The following is a 19,801-nucleotide window of genomic DNA, read 5'->3' as shown; positions in this document are numbered from 1 at the left end:
TCAGCGGGACCGCAGGGAGTCCAGTTCGGCGGCGTAGAGCAGTGCGGGGTCGAAGCCCATGCCGGTGAAGTGCCCGGCGAGCTCGAGGGAGAGGGCGCCGTGCAGCCGGGTCCAGAAGCCGAGCGCGCGGCGCAGGGCCCGGGGCGGGGCGGGGTGGTCGCCGGCCCAGGCCCGGTTGGTCGCGAGGTCGGCGTCGAATCCGGCGCCGGGGCCGTCCTCCGGGTCCGGGGCCGCGGCCGGGAGGGCGGCGCAGGCGTCCAGGATCACGGCCATGATCTCGCCGGTGATCGCGGTGGTGTCCGGCGGTGCGTGGTAGCCGGGGACGGGCGTGCCGTAGAGCAGGAAGTAGCGCTGCGGGTCGGCCAGGGCCCAGTGGCGCAGGGTGTCGGCCAGTCCGGCGAGGTCGGCGCCGCCGTCGGCCGCGGCCCGGAAGGCGTCGGCCAGGCTGCGGTAGCCGTCCCGGATGAGCTCGGTGATCAGGTCGTCTCGACCGGCGAAGTAGCGGTACAGCGCGGGGCCGCTCATGCCCATCTGCCGGGCGATCGCGTTCAGCGAGAGCGCGGAGGCCCCGGCGGTCGCGATCTGCTCCCAGGCGCGCTCCTTGATCTCGGTGCGGACCTGGGAGCGGTAGCGCTCGCGGGGGGTGGCCGCGTCGCCCTTGCTCGCCGCTGTCTCCGCCATGGCCGGCCGCCTTTCCGTCGGTGTGGCTGTGTCGGCTCGTTCGGTTAGAGGCTATCACTGGAGTTGTTGACGTTCGCCTTCCCGAGGGGTTATAACTTCTAACGAACGAGAGAGCGCATAACGCGACCGACGAGTGGAGACCGACATGAACGCCGACCTGAACGCGAACCCGAACGCCGGCCTGAGCGCTGTCCCGACCGCCGCGGACACCGCCGCCGGGCAGCCCGCCGCCGAGCAGCTGGTCGAGGTCGTGCTCCCGGGCGTGGTGGAGCCGGAAGGCCTGCAGCTGCGCCACGGAGCCGTCCCGACCGCCGGGGCCGGCCAGGCCGTGGTCCGGGTGGAGGCCACCGGGGTCTCCTTCGCCGAACAGCAGATGCGCCGCGGCCGCTACTACGACCAGCCGCCCTTCCCCTTCGTGCCCGGCTACGACCTGGTCGGCACCGTGCTCACCGTCGGCCCCGGCGTCGACGCCCGGCTGGTCGGCACCCGGGTCGCCGCGCTGGTGAAGGTCGGCGGCTGGGCCAGCCACATGGCCATCGACGCGGCGGACCTGGTGGCCGTGCCCGGGGAGATCGGCGCCGCGGAGGCCGAGACGGTGGTCGTCAACGGCATCACCGCCTGGCAGATGCTGCACCGCAAGGCCCGGGTCCGCGCCGGTGACACCGTGCTGGTGCACGGGGCCAACGGCGGTGTCGGCACCGTCCTCGTCCAGCTCGCCCTCGCCGCCGGGGCGACGGTGATCGGCACCGCCTCCCGGCGCCACCACCAGAGCCTGCGCGCCCAGGGCGTGCTGCCCGTCGACTACCGCACCGAGGACGTCCCGGCGCGGGTGCGCGAACTCGCCCCCGGCGGGGTCGACGCCGTCTTCGACCACGTCGGCGGCGAAGGCATCGTCGACTCCTGGCGGCTGCTCGCCCCCGGCGGCACGCTCGTCTCCTACGGCAGTGCGTCCACCCGCGACGACCAGGGCTCCAAGCAGTGGCCGGTGCTCCGGCTGCTGGGCCGGGTGTGGCTCTGGAACGCGCTGCCCAACCGCCGCAGCGCCTACTTCTACAACGTCTGGGCGGGCCGCGCGCTCGGCCGCGACCGCTTCCGCGCCCGGCTGAGCGCCGACCTCACCGAGGTCTTCGCGGCCCTCGCGCGAGGCGAGGTCACCGCCCGGGTCGCCGCCGAACTCCCGCTGGCCCGGGCCGCGGAAGCCATGCGGCTGGCCGAGTCCGGCACCGTCGCCGGCAAGATCGTGCTGGTCCCGTAGGGCGGGTCCGGTGGATCACCGCCGCGGCCGCGACCTCGCCGGCACGCCCCGGGCGGCGGCCCGCCCGCCGCCCGCCGCCCGCCCGCCGCGCCGACGTCGCCCCCCTCGACGTCGGCGCGACGGCGTGGGTCACTGCTGGCCGACGCGTCGGCGCCCCGTCCGGCGGGAGTCCGCCACGATCGGGAAGGCGTAGTCCCGCATCCGGCTCTCGTAGGCGCCCACCGCCCGCACCGGGCACTCGCCCCGACCCGCCGGGTCGGCCAGCGCCCGGCTGAGTTCGCCGGCGTCGCGGAGGGCGGTGTTGGCGCCCATCGCCAGGACCGGGCTCATCGCGTGGACCGCGTCGCCGATCAGCGTCACCCGGCCCGGTTCCCAGGCGGGCACGGCGGCCGCGGTGGAGATCCGCAGCGGGAAGAGCGACGCGGTGTCCCACCGGTCCAGCAGGCGGTGCACGTCCTCGTGCCAGCCGCCCCCCAACAACCGGAGCGCGAGGTCGCGCAGCCCGTCCGGCGGCAGCGTGCGCAGGTCCTCGAAGGCGGGCATGGCGGGGTGGCCGGTCGGTGCGCCGACCATGCAGGCGACGTAGTCGCCGACCGGGGGCAGGTCGACGGGCGGGGTCAGGGCGCGGCCCGAACGCTCGGGCCGGGTGCCGAACTCGACCGGGCCGAGGCCGAGATGCGCCCCCTCCGGCCCGTCGGTGAGCACGGTGAAGATGCTCTCGAAGACCCAGGAGGGCAGGGCCCTCCGGGTGCCGTCGTCCAGGGGGATCCGGCCGTAGACCAGCCGCAGCCCGGCGTCCTCGACCCCGGCCGCGGGCAGCAGCTGCCGGCGCACCGCCGAGTTGACGCCGTCTGCGCCGACGATCAGCTCCGCGGTCGCGGTCCGGCCGTCGGCGAAGCACGCGGTGACCCGCCCGTCGGTCTCGTGCCGGTAGGCCGACAGCCGGGCGCCGTGGTGCACCCGGTCGCCCAGCCCGAGGAGCATGATCCGGCGCAGCGTCGGGCGGTCGAACGCGCGCGGGCCGATCGCGTCGGGCGTCCGGGCGCCGCCGGCCGCGGCCCGGTCGGCCAGGACGTCCAGGTGGCGGTTGCGGACCGAGACCCGGGCGGGAGGTGCGCCCGCGGTCGACAGGCACAGCTCGAAGAGCGCGGCGGGCAGACACTCCCGCAGGCCGGTCAGGCCGGGCTCGTCGAGCTGGATGCGGTACCCCTGCGGGCGGGCTCCGGGGTGGGCGTCGCGTTCGTAGACGTCGACGTCGACGCCCCGCCTGCGCAGCCCGTGGGCGAGCGCGAGTCCACCCAGTCCAGCGCCGATGACGATCACACGATACGGAAAGTGCACAGTCCTCTGCCTTCGTTCATGACGACGAAGGAAGCACCGGGTTCCTCGGAGAGGAACGAGCACCACGGGGGTGCCGCTCAGAAACACCATTCAGGAGCGGATTTTTCGCGCATTCCATCCAGCGCCGCCGACCCTAGCACGCGCGCGCCGCCCGGGTCGTCGGAAGCCGACGGAGGGTCAGCGGGCCCCGGCGGCGAGGCGCCGTCGCGGACTTCGCTCGCCGCCGGTCAGGTCGGCGGCCCCCACGCGGTCTTGGGCATCCGCTCCTCGGAAGGCAAGCTGTCCCCGCACCTCCCGTCGCCGCCCCCGACCCCGCCGAGGAGCCCACGTGAGCCCGTTGACCCGCCGGCACTTCCTCGCCACCGCCGCCACCGCCGCCGGCGGGACCGCCCTCGCCCTGGCCGGTCCCCCCGGTACCTCGGAAGCCGCCGCCGACGAGGCCCCCGCCGGGCCCGGTCCCGAGGACACCGCCGCCCGAGCGCTCGAGCGCTACCCCGACGTCCTCGACCTGCACGGCACGCCCGCGCAGGCCTACCCCGGGGACGCCGGCGGCAACAACCCGATCACCGTCTTCGCCGACCTCGGCGCCTGGCACGCCTACGCCCTGCCGCGCCCGCAGGACCGGCTCGGCGGCTTCACCGGGCCGCTCCACCTCGCCCAGGAGTACCCCTGGTGGCTCAGCGACGGCCTCAGCCGCATCCGGCTGACCGAACGGGGCCGGGAGCTGGACCTCGCCGCCGCCGGTGCGCCCCGGCTCACCTCCCTCCCCGGCCTGCTGCGCCAGTCCTACGCGCTGGGAGCCGGCCTGGCCCTCACCCTGGAGCTGCGCTTCGCCGGCAACCGCACCGCCCTGGTCCGGGCCCGGCTGGCCAACGGCGGCAGCGGCGTACGGACCCTGCAGGTCGCCTGGACCGGCACCCTGCTGCGCCCGGCCGACGCGCCGCAGCGCGACGCTCCGCGCCTGGTGGCCGCCGATCGCGGCGTGGAGGTCCGGTTCGCGCGGGTCCGCAGGACGTGGGACTACCTGACCGACGGCACCGAGCGCTTCGCGGTCCGGCACGCGGAGCCCGTCCGGGTCACCGTCAGCGGCGACGGCCACCGGACCGAGCGGGTCGACGCCGTCCGGCTGGCACCCGGGGAGGCCCGGACCCTCGACTGGGCGGAGAGCTACACCTTCACCGGGGCCGAGTACGACCGGGCCGCCGCCGAGGCGGACGCCGCCCTGCGGGCGCCGGAGCGGGTCGCGGCGGCCGGCGCCGCCCGCTGGGCCGGGTACCTGGCCCGGGCGACCGCCGGGGTTCCGGCCGCGCGCCGCCGCACGGCCGTCAAGTGCGTGCAGACCCTGGTCACCAACTGGCGCAGCCCGGCCGGGCGGATCCGGCACGACGCCGTCACCCCCTCGATCTCGTACAAGTGGTTCAACGGGGTCTGGGCCTGGGACACCTGGAAGCAGGCCGTCGGCACCGCCCTCTTCGCGCCCGACCTCGCCGCGAACCAGATCCGGGCGATGTTCGACCACCAGATCCGGGCCGACTCGACCACCCGCCCGCAGGACGCCGGGATGATCCCGGACTGCGTCTTCTACAACGACCCGAGCACCGGGGGCGGCAACTGGAACGAGCGCAACTCCAAGCCCCCGCTGGCCTCCTGGGCGGTCTGGGAGGTCTACCGGCAGAGCGGGGACCGGGCCTTCCTGCGCGAGATGCTGCCCCGGCTGACCGCCTACCAGGACTGGTGGTACCGCACCCGCGACCACCTCGGCGAAGGCCTGTGCGAGTACGGCGCCACCGTGGACGAGGCCAATGCCGGACCGGAGGACTGCCGCCAGGCCGCGGCCTGGGAGTCCGGCATGGACAACGCGCCCCGCTTCGACGCGGCCCTCGGTGCGGCGGTCGTCGCCAACCGCGGCGTCGACGGCGCCCTGCGGGGCTGGTCCCTCGCACAGCGCTCCGTCGACCTCAACGCCTACCTGGCCGCGGACCACCGCCACCTGGCCCTGATCGCCGCCGAGCTGGGGGACCGGCCCGCCGCCGAGCGGCTGCGCGAACGGGCCGGGCGGATCGACCGCGCCGTCCGCGACACCATGTTCGACCAGGCCACCGGCTGGTTCCACGACACCGACCTGACCACCGGCGCCCGGCTCACCACCCGGGGCCGCGGCATCGAGGGCGCGATCCCGCTCTGGTCCGGCACCGCCTCGCCCGCCCAGGCCCGCGCCGTCCGCGGCCACCTGCTCGACCCGGCGGAGTTCGGGACCGCACTGCCGTTCCCGACGGTCGCCCGCAGTTCCGCGGCCTTCGACCCGGCCGGCTACTGGCGCGGGCTCGCCTGGATCGACCAGACCTACTTCGCCGTCGAGGGCCTGCGCCGGTACGGCTGGGGCGAGGACGCCCGCCGGGCCGTGGAGCGGCTGCTGGCGGCGGCCGGCGGGCTCGGCGGCGACGGCCCGGTGCGGGAGAACTACGACCCGCTGACCGGGGAGGGGCGCAACGCCACCGGCTTCAGCTGGTCCGCGGCCCTGCTGCTGCCGCTGCTCCGGGGCTGACCGGAGCCGAGCGGGGCCGACCGGAGCCGAGCGGGCCGTGATCGGACCGACCGGTGAAGGAGCCGCCCGCGCCCTGGCATGATCGGGGGCATGATCGAACGACTCATCGCGGCGTGTGACGGAGCGGCCAAGGGGAACCCCGGGCCGGCGGCCTGGGCCTACGTGGTGGCCGACGGCGCCGGGGTCCCGCAGCGCTGGCAGGCCGGCCCGCTCGGGCACAGCACCAACAACGTGGGCGAGCTGACCGCCCTCCTCCAGCTGCTCTCGGCGACGGATCCCGCGCTGCCGCTGGAGGTCCGGCTGGACAGCACGTACACCCGCGACGCGGTCACCAAGTGGCTGGTGGGCTGGAAGCGCAACGGCTGGAAGACCGCCGCGGGCAAGCCGGTGGCCAACCGCGAGCTGATCCAGCAGATCGACGAGCTGCTGGCGGGGCGGGACGTCACCTTCGTGTACGTGCCCGCCCACCAGGTGGACGGCGACCCGCTGAACGCCATCGCCGACAAGGCCGCCAGCGACGCCGCCCGCACCCAGGAGGCCGCCGGCGGCACGGCCGCCGACCTGCCCGAACCGGACCCGGTCCGGGCCTCCGCACCGCGCTCGAGCCGCCCGGCCGGAGCCCCGGCCGCGAAGCGGTCGTCCTCCTCCGGAGGCTCCCGGACCCTGGCCGCCCGCTACCCCGGCACCTGCCCGTGCGCCCGTCCGTACGCCAAGGGCGACAAGATCACCAAGGTCGGCGGCAGCTGGGGCCACCCGGAGTGCGCCGCGGCCCACGCCTGACCGAGCCGCCCCCGGGCACCCGGAGGGTCGGACGGGGCCCGCCGTCCCGGTGGGCTAACGCTCCGTGTCCGCCTCCGGGTCCGGGGTCTCGGCGGCCTGGAGGAGGTTCTGCTCCAGGCGTTCCAGGGTGAGCCGGGCCTCGGTGCGTTCGTCGGTGGTCAGGCCGGCCGCCACGAGCTCCTCCAGCCGGCTCCAGGCCTGTTCGACCTCGTGGCGCAGGGCCTGGCTGGCCGCCGTGGGCTCGATGAGGGAGGCGCGCCGGTCGGTGGGCGAGGGGCGTCGGCGGACGAATCCGGCCTGTTCCAGGCGCTGGACGGTGCGGGTCATGGTGGCGGCGTCGGAGTCCAGGAGCCGCACCAGGTCGGTCTGGCGCTGGGCGCCGAGCTCCCACAGGTGCATCATCACCAGCTCCTGGCCCGGGTGCAGGCCGATGCGGCGCAGGAGCTGCCCGGCGAACATGCGGTGGAGGCGGGCGAGGCGGAAGATCGCGTGGCTGATGGGCCCGCCGCCGGCCGCGGCCGGTACCGGGACGCTCGGTTCCGTCCGGGCTCCCGCCGGAACCGGCCCGGGCTCCGGGGTGGACTGCGTCATCTCGTCCTCACTTCCTGATCGGTCAGGCAACGCTATCGCGCGAGGCCGCCAGCGCGGGGCCGCAGACCTACGCGCGGCGATTTCGGCTGTTCAAAGCGCGTGACGCGGGTCACATCGCGGGCCGGGAATGCCTTCGCCGCATTTACCTGTTCGAGCAGGTAACTGTGACGCCGGATGGGACGGGGACACCGCCCATCACTGGTTGCGAGGGAAGAGACCATGACCACTGCTTTCGATCCGATCGTCCTGGGCGGCAGGAGCCTGACCAGCCGGGTCGCGATGGCGCCGATGACCCGCAGTCGCGCGTTCGGCCCCGGCGGGGAGCCGACCGAGCTGATGGCGCAGTACTACGCGCAGCGCGCCGGCGCAGGCCTGATCGTCACGGAGGGCATCCAGCCCTCGGCGGTCGGGCAGGGCTACCCGAACACCCCCGGCCTCCACACGCCCGGCCAGGTGCGGGCGTGGCGCACGGTGACCGACGCCGTGCACCGCGAGGGCGGCGTGATCTTCGCGCAGCTGATGCACACCGGGCGGATCGGCCACCCGAGCCTGCTGCCCGACGGCCTGGTCCCGGTGGGGCCGTCGGCCGTGGCCGCCAAGGGGCAGGTGTTCACCCACGAGGGCCCGAAGGACTTCGTGACGCCGGAGGAACTGGACGAGGCCGGGATCCGGCGGACGATCGCCGACTTCGCCGCCGCGGCCCGCAACGCCGTCGAGGCCGGGTTCGACGGCGTGGAGATCCACGGCGCCAACGGCTACCTGATCCACCAGTTCCTCGCCCCGAACGCCAACCGGCGCACCGACGGCTGGGGCGGCGACACCGCGGGCCGGATCCGCTTCGCGGTGGAGGTGGTCCGTGCGGTCGCCGACGCCGTCGGCCCCGAGCGGGTGGGCCTGCGGATCTCCCCGGCGAACCCGTACAACGACATCGCCGAGGACGACCACCGGGCCACCTACCGGGCCCTGGTGGCGGCGCTGGCACCGATCGGCCCGGCCTACCTGCACGTACTGGAGGGGCCGGACCGGGAACTGACCCGGGAGCTGCGCGAGCGGTTCCCCGGCACCTTCGTCCTCAACCCGTTCACCCACCCGGCCCCGACCGGCCCGGACGCGCTGGCACTGGTCGAGGACGGCACCGCGGACATGATCGCCTTCGGCGCGCTGTTCCTGGCCAACCCCGACCTGCCGGCCCGGCTCGCCGCCGGCGGCCCGTTCAACACCCCGGACGCGACCACCTTCTACGGCGGCGACCACCGCGGCTACACCGACTACCCCACCCTCGACGCCTGACCGGTGCGGCCACCTGCGGCGCCGCTCCGGCACGGCCCTCCGCGGCGCCGTCACCTGCGCGGCCGCCGTGGTGGCCGCACAGTGGGTCCGAACCGCCTGGTACCCCCGCACCCCCACCTCCCCCCAAGACCCCTGCGACCCGGGAGCTCCCGATGTCCACTGCGATCACCTTCTCCGAGTACGGCCCGCCCGAGGTGCTCCACCTCACCGAGGTGGACGCCCCCGAGCCCGGCCCCGGCCAGGTCCGGATCCGGGTGCGGGCGGCCTCGGTCAACCCGCTCGACCTGAAGATCCGCTCCGGCCTGATGGCCGGGGCCGCCCCGGCCCGCTTCCCGGTGGTCCCCGGCCTGGACGCGGCCGGCGTGGTGGAGGCGGTCGGGGAGGGAACCGCCGCGGCGGTGGGCGACGAGGTCCTGGGCGCCACCGTGGGCGGCGGCTACGCCGAGCAGGCCCTGTTGGAGGGGCCGGTGGCCAAGCCCGCCGCGCTGTCGTGGGAGGTCGCCGCGTCCCTGGTCACGGTCGGCCGGACCGCCTTCCGCGTCCTGGGCCAGCTGGGTGTGCCGGAGGGGCGGACCCTGCTCGTCCACGGCGCGGCCGGCAGCGTCGGCGTCATCGCGGTGCAGCTGGCCGCCGCCCGCGGCATCACCGTCATCGGCACCGTCGCCGAGCAGGACGTCGAGCGGGTCACCGCCCTGGGCGCCACCGCGGTCCGCTACGGCGACGGCTGGGTGGAGCGGGTCCGCGCCGCGGCCCCGGGCGGCGTGGACTTCGTGTTCGACGCCTCCGGCGCCGGGGTGCTCGCCGACTCCGTCGCCCTGACCGGCGACGCGGGCAGGGTGATCACCATCGCCGACATGGCGGCCGCCCGGCACGGGGTGCGCTTCAGCGCCGGTACCACCGAACAGGGCGAGGACGGGCTGCCGCAGCTGGTGGAGCTGGCCTCGGCCGGACGGCTGACCCTGCCGGTCCGGCGGACCTACCCGCTCGCCGAGGCCGCCCGGGCGCACGCCGATCTGGAGGCCCGCCGCAACCGGGGCAAGGCCGTCCTGCTGCCCTGACCCCGGCCGCCGCCGGCCCCCGGAGAGCTCCGGGGGCCGGCGGCGGCGTGCGAGACCGGGAGGGCCTACTCCGGGAGGGCTTACACCGGGACGGTCACGAAGGTCTGCCCGGACTCGTTCACGACCGACACCGAGGTCACCTCCTCCGGCGCGACGATGGCCGAACCGTCCAGTGTGGTGCCGGACTTGGCCCCCACAGCGGAGACCAGCCAGCTGCCCGCGTCCGCCGTGGCCCCGTTCCTGCCGTTGACCACCAGGTGGCAGCGCTGGCCGGCCGGGATGCCGGTGACCGCCGCGTTCACCCGGACCCATCCCATCGCCGGAGTGACCGTCAGCGTCATCCGGGCTCCGGTGGCCGGATCCGTCACGGAGCCGGTCCGGGTCCCCGCGGGTGGCGCGGTGGCCGTGGCGGTGGCGGTGTTCGGAGCCGGGCCGGCGGCCACCGGCGGTGCGGTGTCGGTGCTGCGGCCCAGCGCGATCCCCAGGACCAGCGCCGCGGCGGCCGCGACGGCCGCGACCGCGCCGATCCTGGCCCGCCGCCGGAGCAGCACCGAGCCGCGTTCCGTCCTGGCCTGCCGCAGGGTGCGCTGCAGCAGCAGGTCTCCGCCCTCGGGCGGGCCGTCCACGAGCAGTTCGGGCGGCACCTCGCCCAGGACGGTCTCCAGCTCCCGCAACTCGGTCACCTCCTGACGGCAGGTCGGGCAGTCGGCCAGGTGTCGTTCGAGCGCCGCCGTCTCGGCGGGATCGAGCACGCCCAGGACGTAGGCGCCGACGAGCTCCGCGCTCCGGTCGTGCGCGCCGTTCGCGCCCGTGCCGTGCGCGCCGCCGCCGTCCCGGCCCGCGCCGGTCGCGTCGTTCGCGTCGTTCGGGTCCATGCCGTTCGTGTTCGCTTCGTCCGTGGTCACACCGACACCTCCTGCCACGTCCCCGACCTGCCGGTGTACGAGCGTTTGAGTGCCCGGAGCGCGTAGTGCGCGCGGGACTTGACCGTTCCGGCCGGTATCCCCAGCTGCGCCGCGGCCTCGGTGACCGACAGCCGCTGGAAGTAGATCGACCGCAGCACCTCGCGGTGCTCGGGGGAGAGCCGCTCCAGCGCCTGCGACATCACCAGGGTCTCCACCACGCCGTCGGCGTGGTCGTGCTCGACCGGCACGGTGGCCGTCTCCTCGGACACCTCCGCGACCTCGGCGGGCCGGGCGGCGCGGGCCCGGAACCGGTCGGTGATCAGGTTGCGCTCCACGGTCAGCAGCCAGCCCCGCACCGACCCGCGGGCCTCGGTCAGGGCCTCCGGGTTGCGCCAGGCCCGGATCAGGGTCTCCTGGACGGCGTCCTCGGCCGCCGCACGGTCTCCGGTGAGCCGGATGGCGTAGGCGAGCAGTGCGCCGCCGTGCTGCTCGTAGAGCGTCCGGATCAGTGCCTCGTCGGCGGCGTCCTGCCGCCCGCCTGGTCGTGTCCTCGCCATCCGCCATTCCTCCGTCGTCGGGTCCACGTCCAGCACGTACGCGGGCGCCGTCCGGTTCAACCGAATTCCCGACAGGTGCGGTTCTCGTTGAGGCAGGCCGCCACCCCGGCCGCCTGCCGGTCGGTCATCAGGCCGATGAACACCGCGTGGTCGGTGAGCGGGCTGTGGTGCTGTTCGGGGAAGGCGTCCAGGGCGAAGGCCCCGGGCGGCGGCGGGCGGTAGCCGACGGTCACGCGCAGGTGCGGGATCGGGAAGGTGTCGTGCGGGCAGACGCCGGAGGCGGACGGGAAGCGTACGTGGGAGCGGTGGCCCGGGCTGTCCGTGCCGCGCCCGTCCCAGCAGCTGGGGAAGTCCAGGGTGCGGGTGAGGAGGCTGCCGGCGGGGCAGAGCGGGTAGCGGTCGGTGGTGGCGCGGCCGGCGAAGCCCGTGCAGCTCCACTGGGCGCCGGCCTCGGCGCCGCCGTCGGTGGCGGCGGTCGGGTCGCCCTCCAGGAGCCGCAGGAAGCGCGGCATCGGGACGACCTTGCTCCACGGGTTGCCGAGGTACTCGACGGTGACGGTCTCGGGGGCGAGGATCTCGCCGGTGTTCCCGTGCGGGTCGTCGGACGGCACCGCGGTGCCGGCGCGGTCGGTGCGGCGGAGCACCGGCCAGTAGTACGAGGAGCGGTCGCCGTCGGTGCAGGTGGTCGCGGCGGCGGCGAGGCTGTCGTCGGTGGAGTCCGCGTCGGTGGAGAGGTTGCCGACGTAGTCGTGCACGTGGTGGGCGCCGCCGACCGTGCCGGGGGAGACCACCACGTTGTCGGCGTTGCGGTGCCCCTCCCGGTTGCGTCCGCAGTCCTCCGCGTACGAGCCGGTGGAGGCGTCCGGGCCGGTGGCCGGCGGTGCGGGTGCGGCGGCGGTGACCGCGGTGATGTCGACGAACCCGTCCGCCGGTCCGGGCCCGCCCGGCCGGAACCGGACCACCAGCAGGGACAGCCCGAGGGCGAGGCAGAGCAGGACGCCGACCGGGAACGCGGCGCCCCCCAACCGGTGGCGATGGCGGTCCTGGTGCACCGCGACAGTCTGGGTGACGGGCCGCCGCGCGGGCAAGGCGGGGCCGCCCCGGCCGTCCAGCCGCCCGGGGCGCCCCGCCGCCGCGGGCGGGGTCGGCGGGTGGGTCAGTAGCCCCCGGTGTAGCCGCCGGCCTGGGAGGCGGCCGTCGACGGGGTCGTCGTCGCGCCCTGCGCGGGCGCCTGGGCGGGGGTGCCCGGCGCCTTCTTCCCCTCGGGCGTGCTGGCGAACCAGGTGCCGCCGACGCCCTGCCCGTTGGTCTGCCCGGCCGCGGTGTCCCCGGCGAAGCGGTAGAGCGGCCAGCCGTTGAGGGTGACCTGCTTCGTCCCGTCCGGCCTGGTCACGCTGCCGACCAGGCCGGACTCGACACCGGTGACCTGCACCGCGTCCGGGGAGGTCACCGGCGGCCACTTCGCGGCGCAGGCGTCCACGCAGGTGGTCGCGGAAGGCTTGGCGGTGTCCTTGTCGAAGCGGTACAGGGTCCGGCCGGCGGTGTCGGTGACGATCGGTCCGAGCGTGGCCGACTTGGCGGCGACGAGCCGGACCGCGGAGGAGTCGCCGCCCGCCGGGGCCGGAGTCGTGGCGGCCGGGGCGGCGGCGGTCGACGCGCCGCTCCCGCCGTACCCGTCGCCCGAGTCGGGCCCGCAGGCGGTGGCGGCGAGCGCGAGCACGGCGAGGCCGGAGACGGCGAGCAGGCGGCGGGCGGCGGAGGTGCGCGCGGCGGACGTGGGAATGGCGGACGTGGGCATGACGGACTTGGGCATGGCGAACTCCCCCTGGGGGTGCGATAGTTGGCGATCCGGGCGGTTGCCGCCCGGGTACCCTCCACACGCGTCCGCGGCGGGAACGGTTCAACGTCGTCGGAAAAAACTTTTGCGCCCAGGCCGGACGCCGGGCCACCGGCCCGCGGCCGGCGCGTGCGCCGGCGAGGGCGAGGCGCGTCGGTGGTGCCGCCCCGGGGTCACTCCGGCCGGGCCGACAGGTGCCAGTCACGTGGCAGGTCGGCCGTGAGGAGCTCCTCGACCTCGGCGGGCGGGAAGTCCGGCCAGGTCCGCGTCACCTCATGCCGGCGGTTGAGGCGGCGGTCGAGGAAGCGTTGCATCCGCCTCAGCCCGTCGGCGGCCTGTCCGGGCGCGATACGTCCGTCCGCGAGGGCGTCGGCGTAGTCGTCCAGGTCGAGCAGGCGGTAGGGGTGGTCCGGCGGCCCGACGATGACGTCGATCCACAGGTCCTGGGTCCTCAACAGGTCGCCGTCGGGGCCGTCCCACTCCAGGCTCACGAGGTCGCAGTACCACCAGCCGCGCTGCTGCGGCGGGAACGCGACGGGCTGGTTGATCTGCACGTGGTCGTCGAGCAGCACGAAGGTGCGCTGGATCAGATCGGTCCCGTCGTGGCGGAAGCCCCAGTCGTAGGCGACGACGTCGCCGCGGCGGATGCCCGCGGCCCTCAGCCTGCCGTTGTGCAGGACGGTCACGCGTTCGTCCGGTGTCATGCGGCACGGTACCAGCGCCCGGCACGGCCCCCTGCGGCGGACGCAGAAGGGCCCGCACCGGCGTGTGCACGGTGCGGGCCCTTCACTGCCCGGCGGGTGCCGTGGCAGAGGTACTACTACAGCGGGCGAATGTTCTCCGCCTGCGGGCCCTTCTGGCCCTGCGTGACGTCGAACTCGACCTTCTGGCCCTCGAGCAGCTCACGGAAGCCGTTGGCGTTGATGTTCGAGTAGTGGGCGAAGACGTCCGGGCCGCCACCCTCCTGCTCGATGAAGCCGAAGCCCTTCTCCGAGTTGAACCACTTCACGGTGCCATTAGCCATTAAAGAATCTCCTTCAAGGGGACATCCGAAACCCGCACCGTGCGGGTTTCGAGTCGCCGCATGGAGCGCCCACCGGGTAGAACCGGGGAACAAAAAATGCGCCTGCAATATCAGCAGGCGCACACAAGTTCATGGGAACCACTACTGCAACTAAATCGACTGTAGCAGGCGGCGGTCCGCCGCGGCGATATTTCGCCGCCGGCTCCGTGCGGGCCTTCCGCGGGGCTCGACGCGGTGGCCGGCGGGGGTCGCGGCTCCGGTGCGGACGCGCGAGCAGCCCGACCGGACCCGCGTGGCTCCGGACTCCGGGCCTCCCGGGGGTCCCCAACCATCTCGACGTGAAGTATCTTGACGTCGAGATTGATGCCGATCGCACTTCGGGGGACCTGCCATGCCCGGACACGGGAACGGACTGACAGCACAACTGCGGCGGCCGCCGGGCGGGCCGGACGCCCGCACCATGTTGCTGGCGCAGTGCGTGGACCGCACCGGGACGGGCGTCTGGGCGGCCGCCTCGGTGCTCTACTTCACCTTCGTCGTCGGCCTGGACGCCGGGCGGCTCGGCCTGCTGCTCGGGGTGGCCGCCGTGGCCGGCATCGCCGGGTCGCCGCTGGCCGGTCGGGCCGCCGAACGGTTCCCGGTGCGCACACTGCTGATCGCCTGCCACCTGCTGCGCCTGGGCACCATGGGCCTGCTGCTGGTCGTCCACGACTTCGCCGCGCTGCTGCCGGTGGTGGCGCTGACCTGCCTGGCCGAACGGGCCGCCAAGACCCTGGAGATGCTCTTCGCCACCCGGGTGGCCGGCGAGCGGCGGGGGACGTACCAGGCGCTGTTCCGCAGCGTGGCCAACGCCGGGTACGCGCTGGGCGCCGGCATCGCCGCGATCGGCCTGGCCGTCGGCACCGCCACCGCCTACCGGGTGCTGATCGTCGCCAACGCGCTGTCCTTCCTGCTGGCGGCCGCCCTGGTCCGGCGCACCCGGGAGCCCGCCGGCCGCGGTCTGGCGGCGGCGCACGACGGCGGGGACGCCCCCGCAGACCCGGCCGCCGCCCCCAGCCCCTGGCGCGACCGCGGCTACCTGCTCTTCGTCCTGCTGGACATGCCGCTGAACCTGGACGACTCCGTCCTCAACGTCGGCCTGCCGCTGTGGCTGGTGCACCACACCGACGCTCCGAACGCCGTCGTCCCCGCGTTCCTGATCGTCAACACCGTCCTGGTGGTCGTCCTGCAGCTGCGCGTCTCGACCCGGGCCGAGGGCCCGCGCGGGGCGGCCGCGGCGGTGGGCTGGTACGGGGTGACGCTGCTCGCGGCCTGCCTGCTCACCGCGGCCGCCACCGGCGGCGGGCCCTGGTGGGCCTCGATCGCCCTGCTGGCCGCGGCGATGCTGGTCACCCTGGCGGAGCTGCTGCGCTCGGTGGCGTCCTGGGAGCTGGCGGTCAGCCTGGCTCCGCCGCGCGCCCGGGCCTCCTACCTGGGTGTGGCGGGGATGTCCCAGTCGGTGCAGAAGTCACTGGGCCCGCTGCTGCTGACCGGCGTGGTGATGACGGCCGGCCCGGCGGGCTGGCTGGCCCTGGGCGCGGCGGCCACCGGGCTCAGCGCTCTCCAGCGGCGTGCCAGCCTCCGCCGCCTCGCGGCCCTGGCGGCCCCGGCCGCCGAGCCCCGGCGCGTCCCGCTCCCCACCGGTGCGACGCCGCCGGGGCGGGCCGGGGATCGGGGAGGGAGCGGAGCGGTGGCGGACCGGGCTCCGGCCGGCAAGCCCTGACCCGTACGCGCCGACGGGTGGGCTCACGCGCCGACCGGTCACAGGTCAGGCCGGGGCCGGCGCGCGGGGTGCCCGGATCCGGCCCCCTGCCCCGCCTCCGGGGGCGCGGCGGTGTGCACCACCCGGGTGCAGACGTGACAGGCCGCCGGACCGCCCTGGAGCCACCAGCGGCAGGTGGGGCGGATCGCGCACGGCGGGAGCGGGGCGCCGGTGTCGGCCGCGCCCGACTCGCGCCCCGCCTGCGCCAGCGCGTCGCCGAGCGAACACCGCTCGTCCTCCCACTGGCGGCAGGCCGCCCCGATGCACGGCCCGGCGAAGCGGAACCGCGACTCCGCCGGGCGCCGGCCGGGGGCGGCCGCCCGCTCGGCGAACTCCGCGTCCACCGTGATCGGTTGGCGCAGCGCGGCGACCGTCCCGTCCGGCCGGACGATGCCCAGCAGCAGGTGGCCCGGACTGCAGGTGCTGCTGGGGCAGGTGGCCCCGGTCCGGGCCCCGCCGCCCCCGGCGTCGGCCACTACTGCTCCGGGGCCATCTGGATCCCGATGGGACCCGGCCGGTGGATCACCGCGTCGACCGCGTCCCGGGCGCCGCCGGCGAGGGGCACCTCGCGCAGCGGCGGTACCAGGTCGAGCTCCGCGACCTCGTAGAGCACCGCCTTGCGCACCGCGTTCCCGATCCGCTCCAGCACGTCGTGCGGCAGGTCGCCCTGGACCGTGACGCGCAGTCCTTCCTTGGCCATCCCTCTTCCCTTTCCTCGAGGAGTCCGGCCGCCCCCGCTCCGGGGCGCGACCGGCCACTGACGACGCTGCCCCCGGCGCCCAGGGCGGGGCGAGCGGTGCTGGCCGATTGGAGTGACCGGGCCCGCGGCAGCCCGGGGCAGTGCTCGTTTCGGGCGTACGTCGCCGCGCAGTTCGCGGACGTCCTGTGCAGGCTGGACCGGGGCCGGGCAGCCGGAAGCGGCGTTCACCGGACCACCGGAGCAGCCACCGGACCAGCCGCCGCACCGACGGGAGCACAGCGTGATCGGGAAGCCCGAACCCTTCGACGACTCGGCAGGGGGGCCGCCCCTGCCGGACTGCACGGCGGACGCCGCCGCCGCGCTGAAGCAGATGTTCGTGGACATGACGCAGGGCGTCAGGATGGCCCGCGGCCAGGACCCGGTGAAGCGCCCGGTGTTCCTCAAACCGCACGGCGTCGCCCGCGGCGTCCTCACCGTCGCCGACGACCTGCCCGCCGAGCTGCGCGTCGGCTTCCTGCGGGCGGCGCACGAGCAGCCCGGCGGACTGACCGCCTGGGTGCGGTTCTCCAGCGACACCGTGCCCGGCAGCCCCGACCTGAAGACCACCCTCGGCATCGGCGTGAAGCTGTTCGGGGTGCCCGGGCCGAAGCTGCTGGAGGGCGACACCGAGGCGGGCACCCAGGACCTGCTGATGCAGAACTTCGACGTCTTCTTCGTGGACACCGCCCAGGACATGTGCGAGTTCACCAAGGCCGGTGTCGTCGACGGCAGTTACGACCGCTACCTGGACGCGCACCCGGTCACCCGGGAGATCCTCGACGCGATGGCGGTCTTCGAGCCGAGCGTCCTGACCACCACCTACTGGGGCGTGCTGCCCTACGCCTTCGGGGCCGAACGCTTCGTCAAGTACAAGCTGGTGCCGGTCGGTTGCGAACCCGGCGACCCGACCGCGACGCCGCCCGACGAGGACCCGGCCTACCTGGGCACCGACCTCGCCCACCGGCTCGCCGCCGGGACGGCCGCCTTCGACCTGCTCGTCCAGTTCCGCACCGACCCGGACACGATGCCGCTGGACGCGGCCACCGTGCGCTGGGAGGAGAGCGCGAGCACCCCCGTGAAGGTCGCCCGGCTGACCCTCCAGCAGCAGGACGTCACGGCCCGGGGCCAGGCCGCCTACGGCGAGAACCTCGCCTACAACCCGTGGCACTCGCTGGCCGAGCACCGCCCCGTCGGCAGCATCGCCGAGGTGCGCCGGACGGTCTACCGGGCCTCGGCCGAGCAGCGCCGCGACGTCAACGGCGTCCCCGCCGCCGAACCGGGCCCGGCCCGCCCGCAGCTGACCCCGCCGCCCGGCCGGGACACCCGGATCGTCCGGGCCGCCGTGCACCCCGCGATCGGCGTGGCCCGGGTCGGCGACAGCATGATGGACGACTTCGTGCTCGCCCCCGAGGTCGACCAGCCGGCGGTGGCTCCCCCCGGGAGCTACAAGGACGTCACCGGCGCCCTCAAGCGCCAGGGCGTCCGGTTCCGGGTCTACGGCTACAACGCGGCCGGCGAGCCGGTCGCCGAACTCACCGCCGACAACGCCGACCTGCGCTGGACGGTGCACGTCGCCAACTCCAAGGCCGCCTGGTACCAGTTCCAGATCGCCCTGGACATCCCGGAGGCCGGGCAGGCCGACGCCAGCAACCTGCGCAACGCCAAGATCCCGGCCGAACAGCGCAGCCTGCTGACCATCGACCCCGGGAGCCGCTCGGTGCGCGGCCGCAACCGCTCCGGCGCGCCCGAGTACCGCTTCGACACCGGCACCTTCATGGACCGGCGGGTCTACCTCGGCGAGCTGCGCACCGACGACAGCGGCCGGCTGATCTTCCTCGGCGGGCACGGCGTCTCGGCCTCGGCCTCCGACGCCCCCGCCGACACCTTCGCCAACAACGACGGCTGGTACGACGACACCTCCGACGGCCCGGTCACCGCCGAGGTCAGCATCGACGGACGGCGGATCCCGGTCGAGCCGGGCTGGGTGGTGACCGCACCGCCCAACTACGCACCCGAGCTCATGTCGGTGCGGACCATGTACGACCTGGTGCGCGGCTCCTTCTTCGAGGCCGGGCTGCTCCCCGAGCCGCCGCAGGTGTCGTTCACCCGCGACGTCCTGCCGGTGCTGCGCAGGCTGTCCGGCCTGCAGTGGGTCAACAAGGGCCTGGCCGTGCAGTTCGGGCACGGCGGCCGCGAGCACCTCCTCGACCCGGCCCGGCTCGCGGCGCTCGCGGACCCCTCGCCCGTGCAGCGGGAGCTGCGCCGTCAGGTGTGGCTCGCGGTGCGCGACTACGACCGCGACGGCGTGTCGCCGGTGCCCTGGCCGGCGGTCTACGGCGACGCGATGAACCTGCCGCCGACGTCGGTGCGCCAGCACATGACGCTCTCCCCGCTGCAGTACCGCCTGTTGCAGCGCTGGGCCCGCGGGGACTTCGTGAACGACCACGACCCGGCGGCCGAGCCCCCGTCCTCCCTGGACGAGGTCCCGTTCGCTCAGCGGCCGGAGACCCTCGACCGGGCGGCGCTGTCGTTCTGCCTGGCCGACGCCTTCCACCCCGGGTGCGAACTGACCTGGCCGATGCGGCACACCACGCTGTACGGCAGCCCCTTCCGGATTCGGCACCGGGACCCGGCCGCCCCGCCGCCGCCCTTCTACGGCCAGGCGCTCACCCCGGACGTCGCGCTCTCCCTCGACGGACCGCTGCACGCCCAGGGCCCCGGCGGCCTGACCCGGTGGATGGCCGTGCCGTGGCAGACCGACACCGCGAGCTGCCGGTCGGGCTACGAGTACAGCAGCTCCCTCGGGCTCGGCCCCTACGACCCGTACCTGCCCACCTTCTGGCCGGCCCGGGTGCCCAACCACGTGCTGGCCGAGGAGGACTACGACGTGGTCGTGGACACCTCCCGCCCGATGGGCGAGCGGCTGGCCGCGTTCGGGACGCGGCGGACCTGGCTGCGCTGGCTGCCCACCCCCTACGTCGACGCCATCAACGCGATGGTGCGGGACTTCGGCAAGCTCGGTGTGGTCGAGCGCCGGCCGGGGCCGACGGACGACCCGCGCTTCCCGGCGGAGCTGCTGGTGGAGTCCGAGGTGAGCTTCCCGCGCGAGCCCGCGCCGCCGGCCGGGCGCAACCTCGTCACGGTGCACGTGGACCGCGCCGCCGACCCGGTCCTCGGCGCCGCCGCGATGTCCACCGCGGTCACCATGGCGGACGCCCCGGACGAGGAGGTCTCGGTGGGCTTCATCGACAAGGTGAAGCGGTTCCGGACGCACCGCTGACCGACCGTCGGCGCCCGCCCGGACCGCCGCCCGCCACCTCGGCCGGCGGCGGTCCGGCCGCGCCGACCCACGGCCGGTGCCGGCCGTGCCGGGCAGATCATGCGTGTCCGCACGGAC

At 75.3% G+C, this 19,801-nt stretch carries 18 protein-coding genes; 7 read left to right on the top strand and 11 right to left on the bottom strand.

The genetic code is table 11. The annotated features are described in order from the left end of the window. Positions 1-681, bottom strand: coding sequence for a TetR/AcrR family transcriptional regulator (locus tag ACFYUY_RS37570; RefSeq protein ID WP_360222768.1), 681 nt, complete (start codon positions 679-681; stop codon positions 1-3). A 145-nt stretch (positions 682-826) separates the two neighbouring features. Between ACFYUY_RS37570 and ACFYUY_RS37565 the strand changes: the two genes are divergently transcribed. Next, positions 827-1,936 (top strand): medium chain dehydrogenase/reductase family protein, encoded by a 1,110-nt coding sequence (locus ACFYUY_RS37565; RefSeq protein ID WP_360222771.1) that lies wholly within the window; start codon positions 827-829, stop codon positions 1,934-1,936. 129 nt (positions 1,937-2,065) lie between these two features. Here ACFYUY_RS37565 and ACFYUY_RS37560 read toward each other — a convergent pair whose 3' ends face one another. Continuing rightward, positions 2,066-3,259 carry an FAD-dependent oxidoreductase gene (locus ACFYUY_RS37560; RefSeq protein ID WP_387907633.1) on the bottom strand — a complete coding sequence of 398 codons (1,194 nt, stop codon included), beginning with the start codon at positions 3,257-3,259 and terminating at the stop codon, positions 2,066-2,068. A gap of 346 nt (positions 3,260-3,605) precedes the next feature. On the opposite strand from ACFYUY_RS37560, the gene ACFYUY_RS37555 reads away from it, so the two are divergent. Both ACFYUY_RS37555 and ACFYUY_RS37550 read left to right on the top strand, forming a co-directional pair. Beyond that, the gene (locus tag ACFYUY_RS37555; RefSeq protein WP_360223192.1) at positions 3,606-5,822 is read left to right on the top strand and encodes a trehalase family glycosidase; all 2,217 of its coding nucleotides are present in this window, start codon (positions 3,606-3,608) and stop codon (positions 5,820-5,822) included. A gap of 90 nt (positions 5,823-5,912) precedes the next feature. Further along, on the top strand, positions 5,913-6,602 hold the full coding sequence (locus ACFYUY_RS37550; RefSeq protein WP_387907630.1) for a ribonuclease H: 690 nt from the start codon (positions 5,913-5,915) through the stop codon (positions 6,600-6,602). 54 nt (positions 6,603-6,656) lie between these two features. Here the strand turns inward: ACFYUY_RS37550 and ACFYUY_RS37545 are convergent, their stop codons facing one another. Continuing rightward, positions 6,657-7,193 carry a MarR family transcriptional regulator gene (locus ACFYUY_RS37545; protein WP_360223198.1) on the bottom strand — a complete coding sequence of 179 codons (537 nt, stop codon included), beginning with the start codon at positions 7,191-7,193 and terminating at the stop codon, positions 6,657-6,659. A 219-nt stretch (positions 7,194-7,412) separates the two neighbouring features. Between ACFYUY_RS37545 and ACFYUY_RS37540 the strand changes: the two genes are divergently transcribed. Then, positions 7,413-8,483 (top strand): alkene reductase, encoded by a 1,071-nt coding sequence (locus ACFYUY_RS37540; protein WP_387907627.1) that lies wholly within the window; start codon positions 7,413-7,415, stop codon positions 8,481-8,483. Positions 8,484-8,635: 152 nt separating this feature from the next. Beyond that, positions 8,636-9,541, top strand: coding sequence for an NADP-dependent oxidoreductase (locus ACFYUY_RS37535; RefSeq protein WP_387907626.1), 906 nt, complete (start codon positions 8,636-8,638; stop codon positions 9,539-9,541). Positions 9,542-9,621: 80 nt separating this feature from the next. On the opposite strand, the gene ACFYUY_RS37530 is transcribed toward ACFYUY_RS37535, so the two are convergent. The 6 genes from ACFYUY_RS37530 to ACFYUY_RS37505 all read right to left on the bottom strand — a co-directional run bounded on the left by ACFYUY_RS37530 (position 9,622) and on the right by ACFYUY_RS37505 (position 13,864). Continuing rightward, positions 9,622-10,446, bottom strand: a complete 825-nt coding sequence (locus ACFYUY_RS37530) for a zf-HC2 domain-containing protein (protein ID WP_387907623.1) — start codon at positions 10,444-10,446, stop codon at positions 9,622-9,624. Beyond that, on the bottom strand, positions 10,443-11,003 hold the full coding sequence (locus ACFYUY_RS37525; RefSeq protein ID WP_360222399.1) for a sigma-70 family RNA polymerase sigma factor: 561 nt from the start codon (positions 11,001-11,003) through the stop codon (positions 10,443-10,445). The genes ACFYUY_RS37530 and ACFYUY_RS37525 overlap by 4 nt, the downstream gene beginning before the upstream one ends. A gap of 56 nt (positions 11,004-11,059) precedes the next feature. Then, a complete protein-coding gene (locus ACFYUY_RS37520; RefSeq protein ID WP_387907622.1) occupies positions 11,060-12,055 on the bottom strand; it encodes a DUF1996 domain-containing protein in 996 nt (331 codons plus the stop codon). 104 nt (positions 12,056-12,159) lie between these two features. Then, entirely contained in the window at positions 12,160-12,816 is a 657-nt protein-coding gene (locus tag ACFYUY_RS37515) for a hypothetical protein (protein WP_387907619.1), read from the bottom strand. 197 nt (positions 12,817-13,013) lie between these two features. Beyond that, positions 13,014-13,544 (bottom strand): DUF402 domain-containing protein, encoded by a 531-nt coding sequence (locus tag ACFYUY_RS37510; RefSeq protein WP_360222408.1) that lies wholly within the window; start codon positions 13,542-13,544, stop codon positions 13,014-13,016. 116 nt (positions 13,545-13,660) lie between these two features. Then, the gene (locus tag ACFYUY_RS37505) at positions 13,661-13,864 is read right to left on the bottom strand and encodes a cold-shock protein (RefSeq protein ID WP_045694210.1); all 204 of its coding nucleotides are present in this window, start codon (positions 13,862-13,864) and stop codon (positions 13,661-13,663) included. A gap of 460 nt (positions 13,865-14,324) precedes the next feature. Between ACFYUY_RS37505 and ACFYUY_RS37500 the strand changes: the two genes are divergently transcribed. Further along, positions 14,325-15,626, top strand: coding sequence for an MFS transporter (locus ACFYUY_RS37500; RefSeq protein WP_387907616.1), 1,302 nt, complete (start codon positions 14,325-14,327; stop codon positions 15,624-15,626). A 38-nt stretch (positions 15,627-15,664) separates the two neighbouring features. Here the strand turns inward: ACFYUY_RS37500 and ACFYUY_RS37495 are convergent, their stop codons facing one another. Further along, positions 15,665-16,141: a hypothetical protein gene (locus ACFYUY_RS37495; RefSeq protein ID WP_360222414.1), complete on the bottom strand. Its 477-nt coding sequence runs from the start codon at positions 16,139-16,141 to the stop codon at positions 15,665-15,667. Next, complete coding sequence (locus tag ACFYUY_RS37490) at positions 16,141-16,365, bottom strand: hypothetical protein (RefSeq protein ID WP_360222417.1); 225 nt, start codon at positions 16,363-16,365, stop codon at positions 16,141-16,143. Before ACFYUY_RS37490 ends, ACFYUY_RS37495 begins: the two co-directional genes overlap by 1 nt. Before the next feature lie 280 nt (positions 16,366-16,645). Between ACFYUY_RS37490 and ACFYUY_RS37485 the strand changes: the two genes are divergently transcribed. Continuing rightward, the gene (locus tag ACFYUY_RS37485) at positions 16,646-19,684 is read left to right on the top strand and encodes a LodA/GoxA family CTQ-dependent oxidase (protein WP_387907613.1); all 3,039 of its coding nucleotides are present in this window, start codon (positions 16,646-16,648) and stop codon (positions 19,682-19,684) included. Positions 19,685-19,801: the final 117 nt, after the last annotated feature.

This window comes from Kitasatospora sp. NPDC004745 (assembly GCF_042873275.1).
In the GTDB taxonomy this organism is placed as follows: Bacteria; Actinomycetota; Actinomycetes; order Streptomycetales; family Streptomycetaceae; genus Kitasatospora.
The sequence above is the reverse complement of the archived record's forward strand: the minus strand, read 5'-3'. Positions and strand labels throughout refer to the sequence as shown.

Bases quoted from the DNA above. Each gene is read 5' to 3' on its own strand.
- ACFYUY_RS37570 (WP_360222768.1), bottom strand. From the start codon at position 681: ATGGCGGAGACAGCGGCGAGCAAGGGCGACGCGGCCACCCCCCGCGAG.
- ACFYUY_RS37565 (WP_360222771.1), top strand. From the start codon at position 827: ATGAACGCCGACCTGAACGCGAACCCGAACGCCGGCCTGAGCGCTGTC.
- ACFYUY_RS37550 (WP_387907630.1), top strand. From the start codon at position 5,913: ATGATCGAACGACTCATCGCGGCGTGTGACGGAGCGGCCAAGGGGAAC.
- ACFYUY_RS37545 (WP_360223198.1), bottom strand. From the start codon at position 7,193: ATGACGCAGTCCACCCCGGAGCCCGGGCCGGTTCCGGCGGGAGCCCGG.
- ACFYUY_RS37540 (WP_387907627.1), top strand. From the start codon at position 7,413: ATGACCACTGCTTTCGATCCGATCGTCCTGGGCGGCAGGAGCCTGACC.
- ACFYUY_RS37535 (WP_387907626.1), top strand. From the start codon at position 8,636: ATGTCCACTGCGATCACCTTCTCCGAGTACGGCCCGCCCGAGGTGCTC.
- ACFYUY_RS37525 (WP_360222399.1), bottom strand. From the start codon at position 11,003: ATGGCGAGGACACGACCAGGCGGGCGGCAGGACGCCGCCGACGAGGCA.
- ACFYUY_RS37515 (WP_387907619.1), bottom strand. From the start codon at position 12,816: ATGCCCAAGTCCGTCATGCCCACGTCCGCCATTCCCACGTCCGCCGCG.
- ACFYUY_RS37510 (WP_360222408.1), bottom strand. From the start codon at position 13,544: ATGACACCGGACGAACGCGTGACCGTCCTGCACAACGGCAGGCTGAGG.
- ACFYUY_RS37505 (WP_045694210.1), bottom strand. From the start codon at position 13,864: ATGGCTAATGGCACCGTGAAGTGGTTCAACTCGGAGAAGGGCTTCGGC.
- ACFYUY_RS37500 (WP_387907616.1), top strand. From the start codon at position 14,325: ATGTTGCTGGCGCAGTGCGTGGACCGCACCGGGACGGGCGTCTGGGCG.
- ACFYUY_RS37490 (WP_360222417.1), bottom strand. From the start codon at position 16,365: ATGGCCAAGGAAGGACTGCGCGTCACGGTCCAGGGCGACCTGCCGCAC.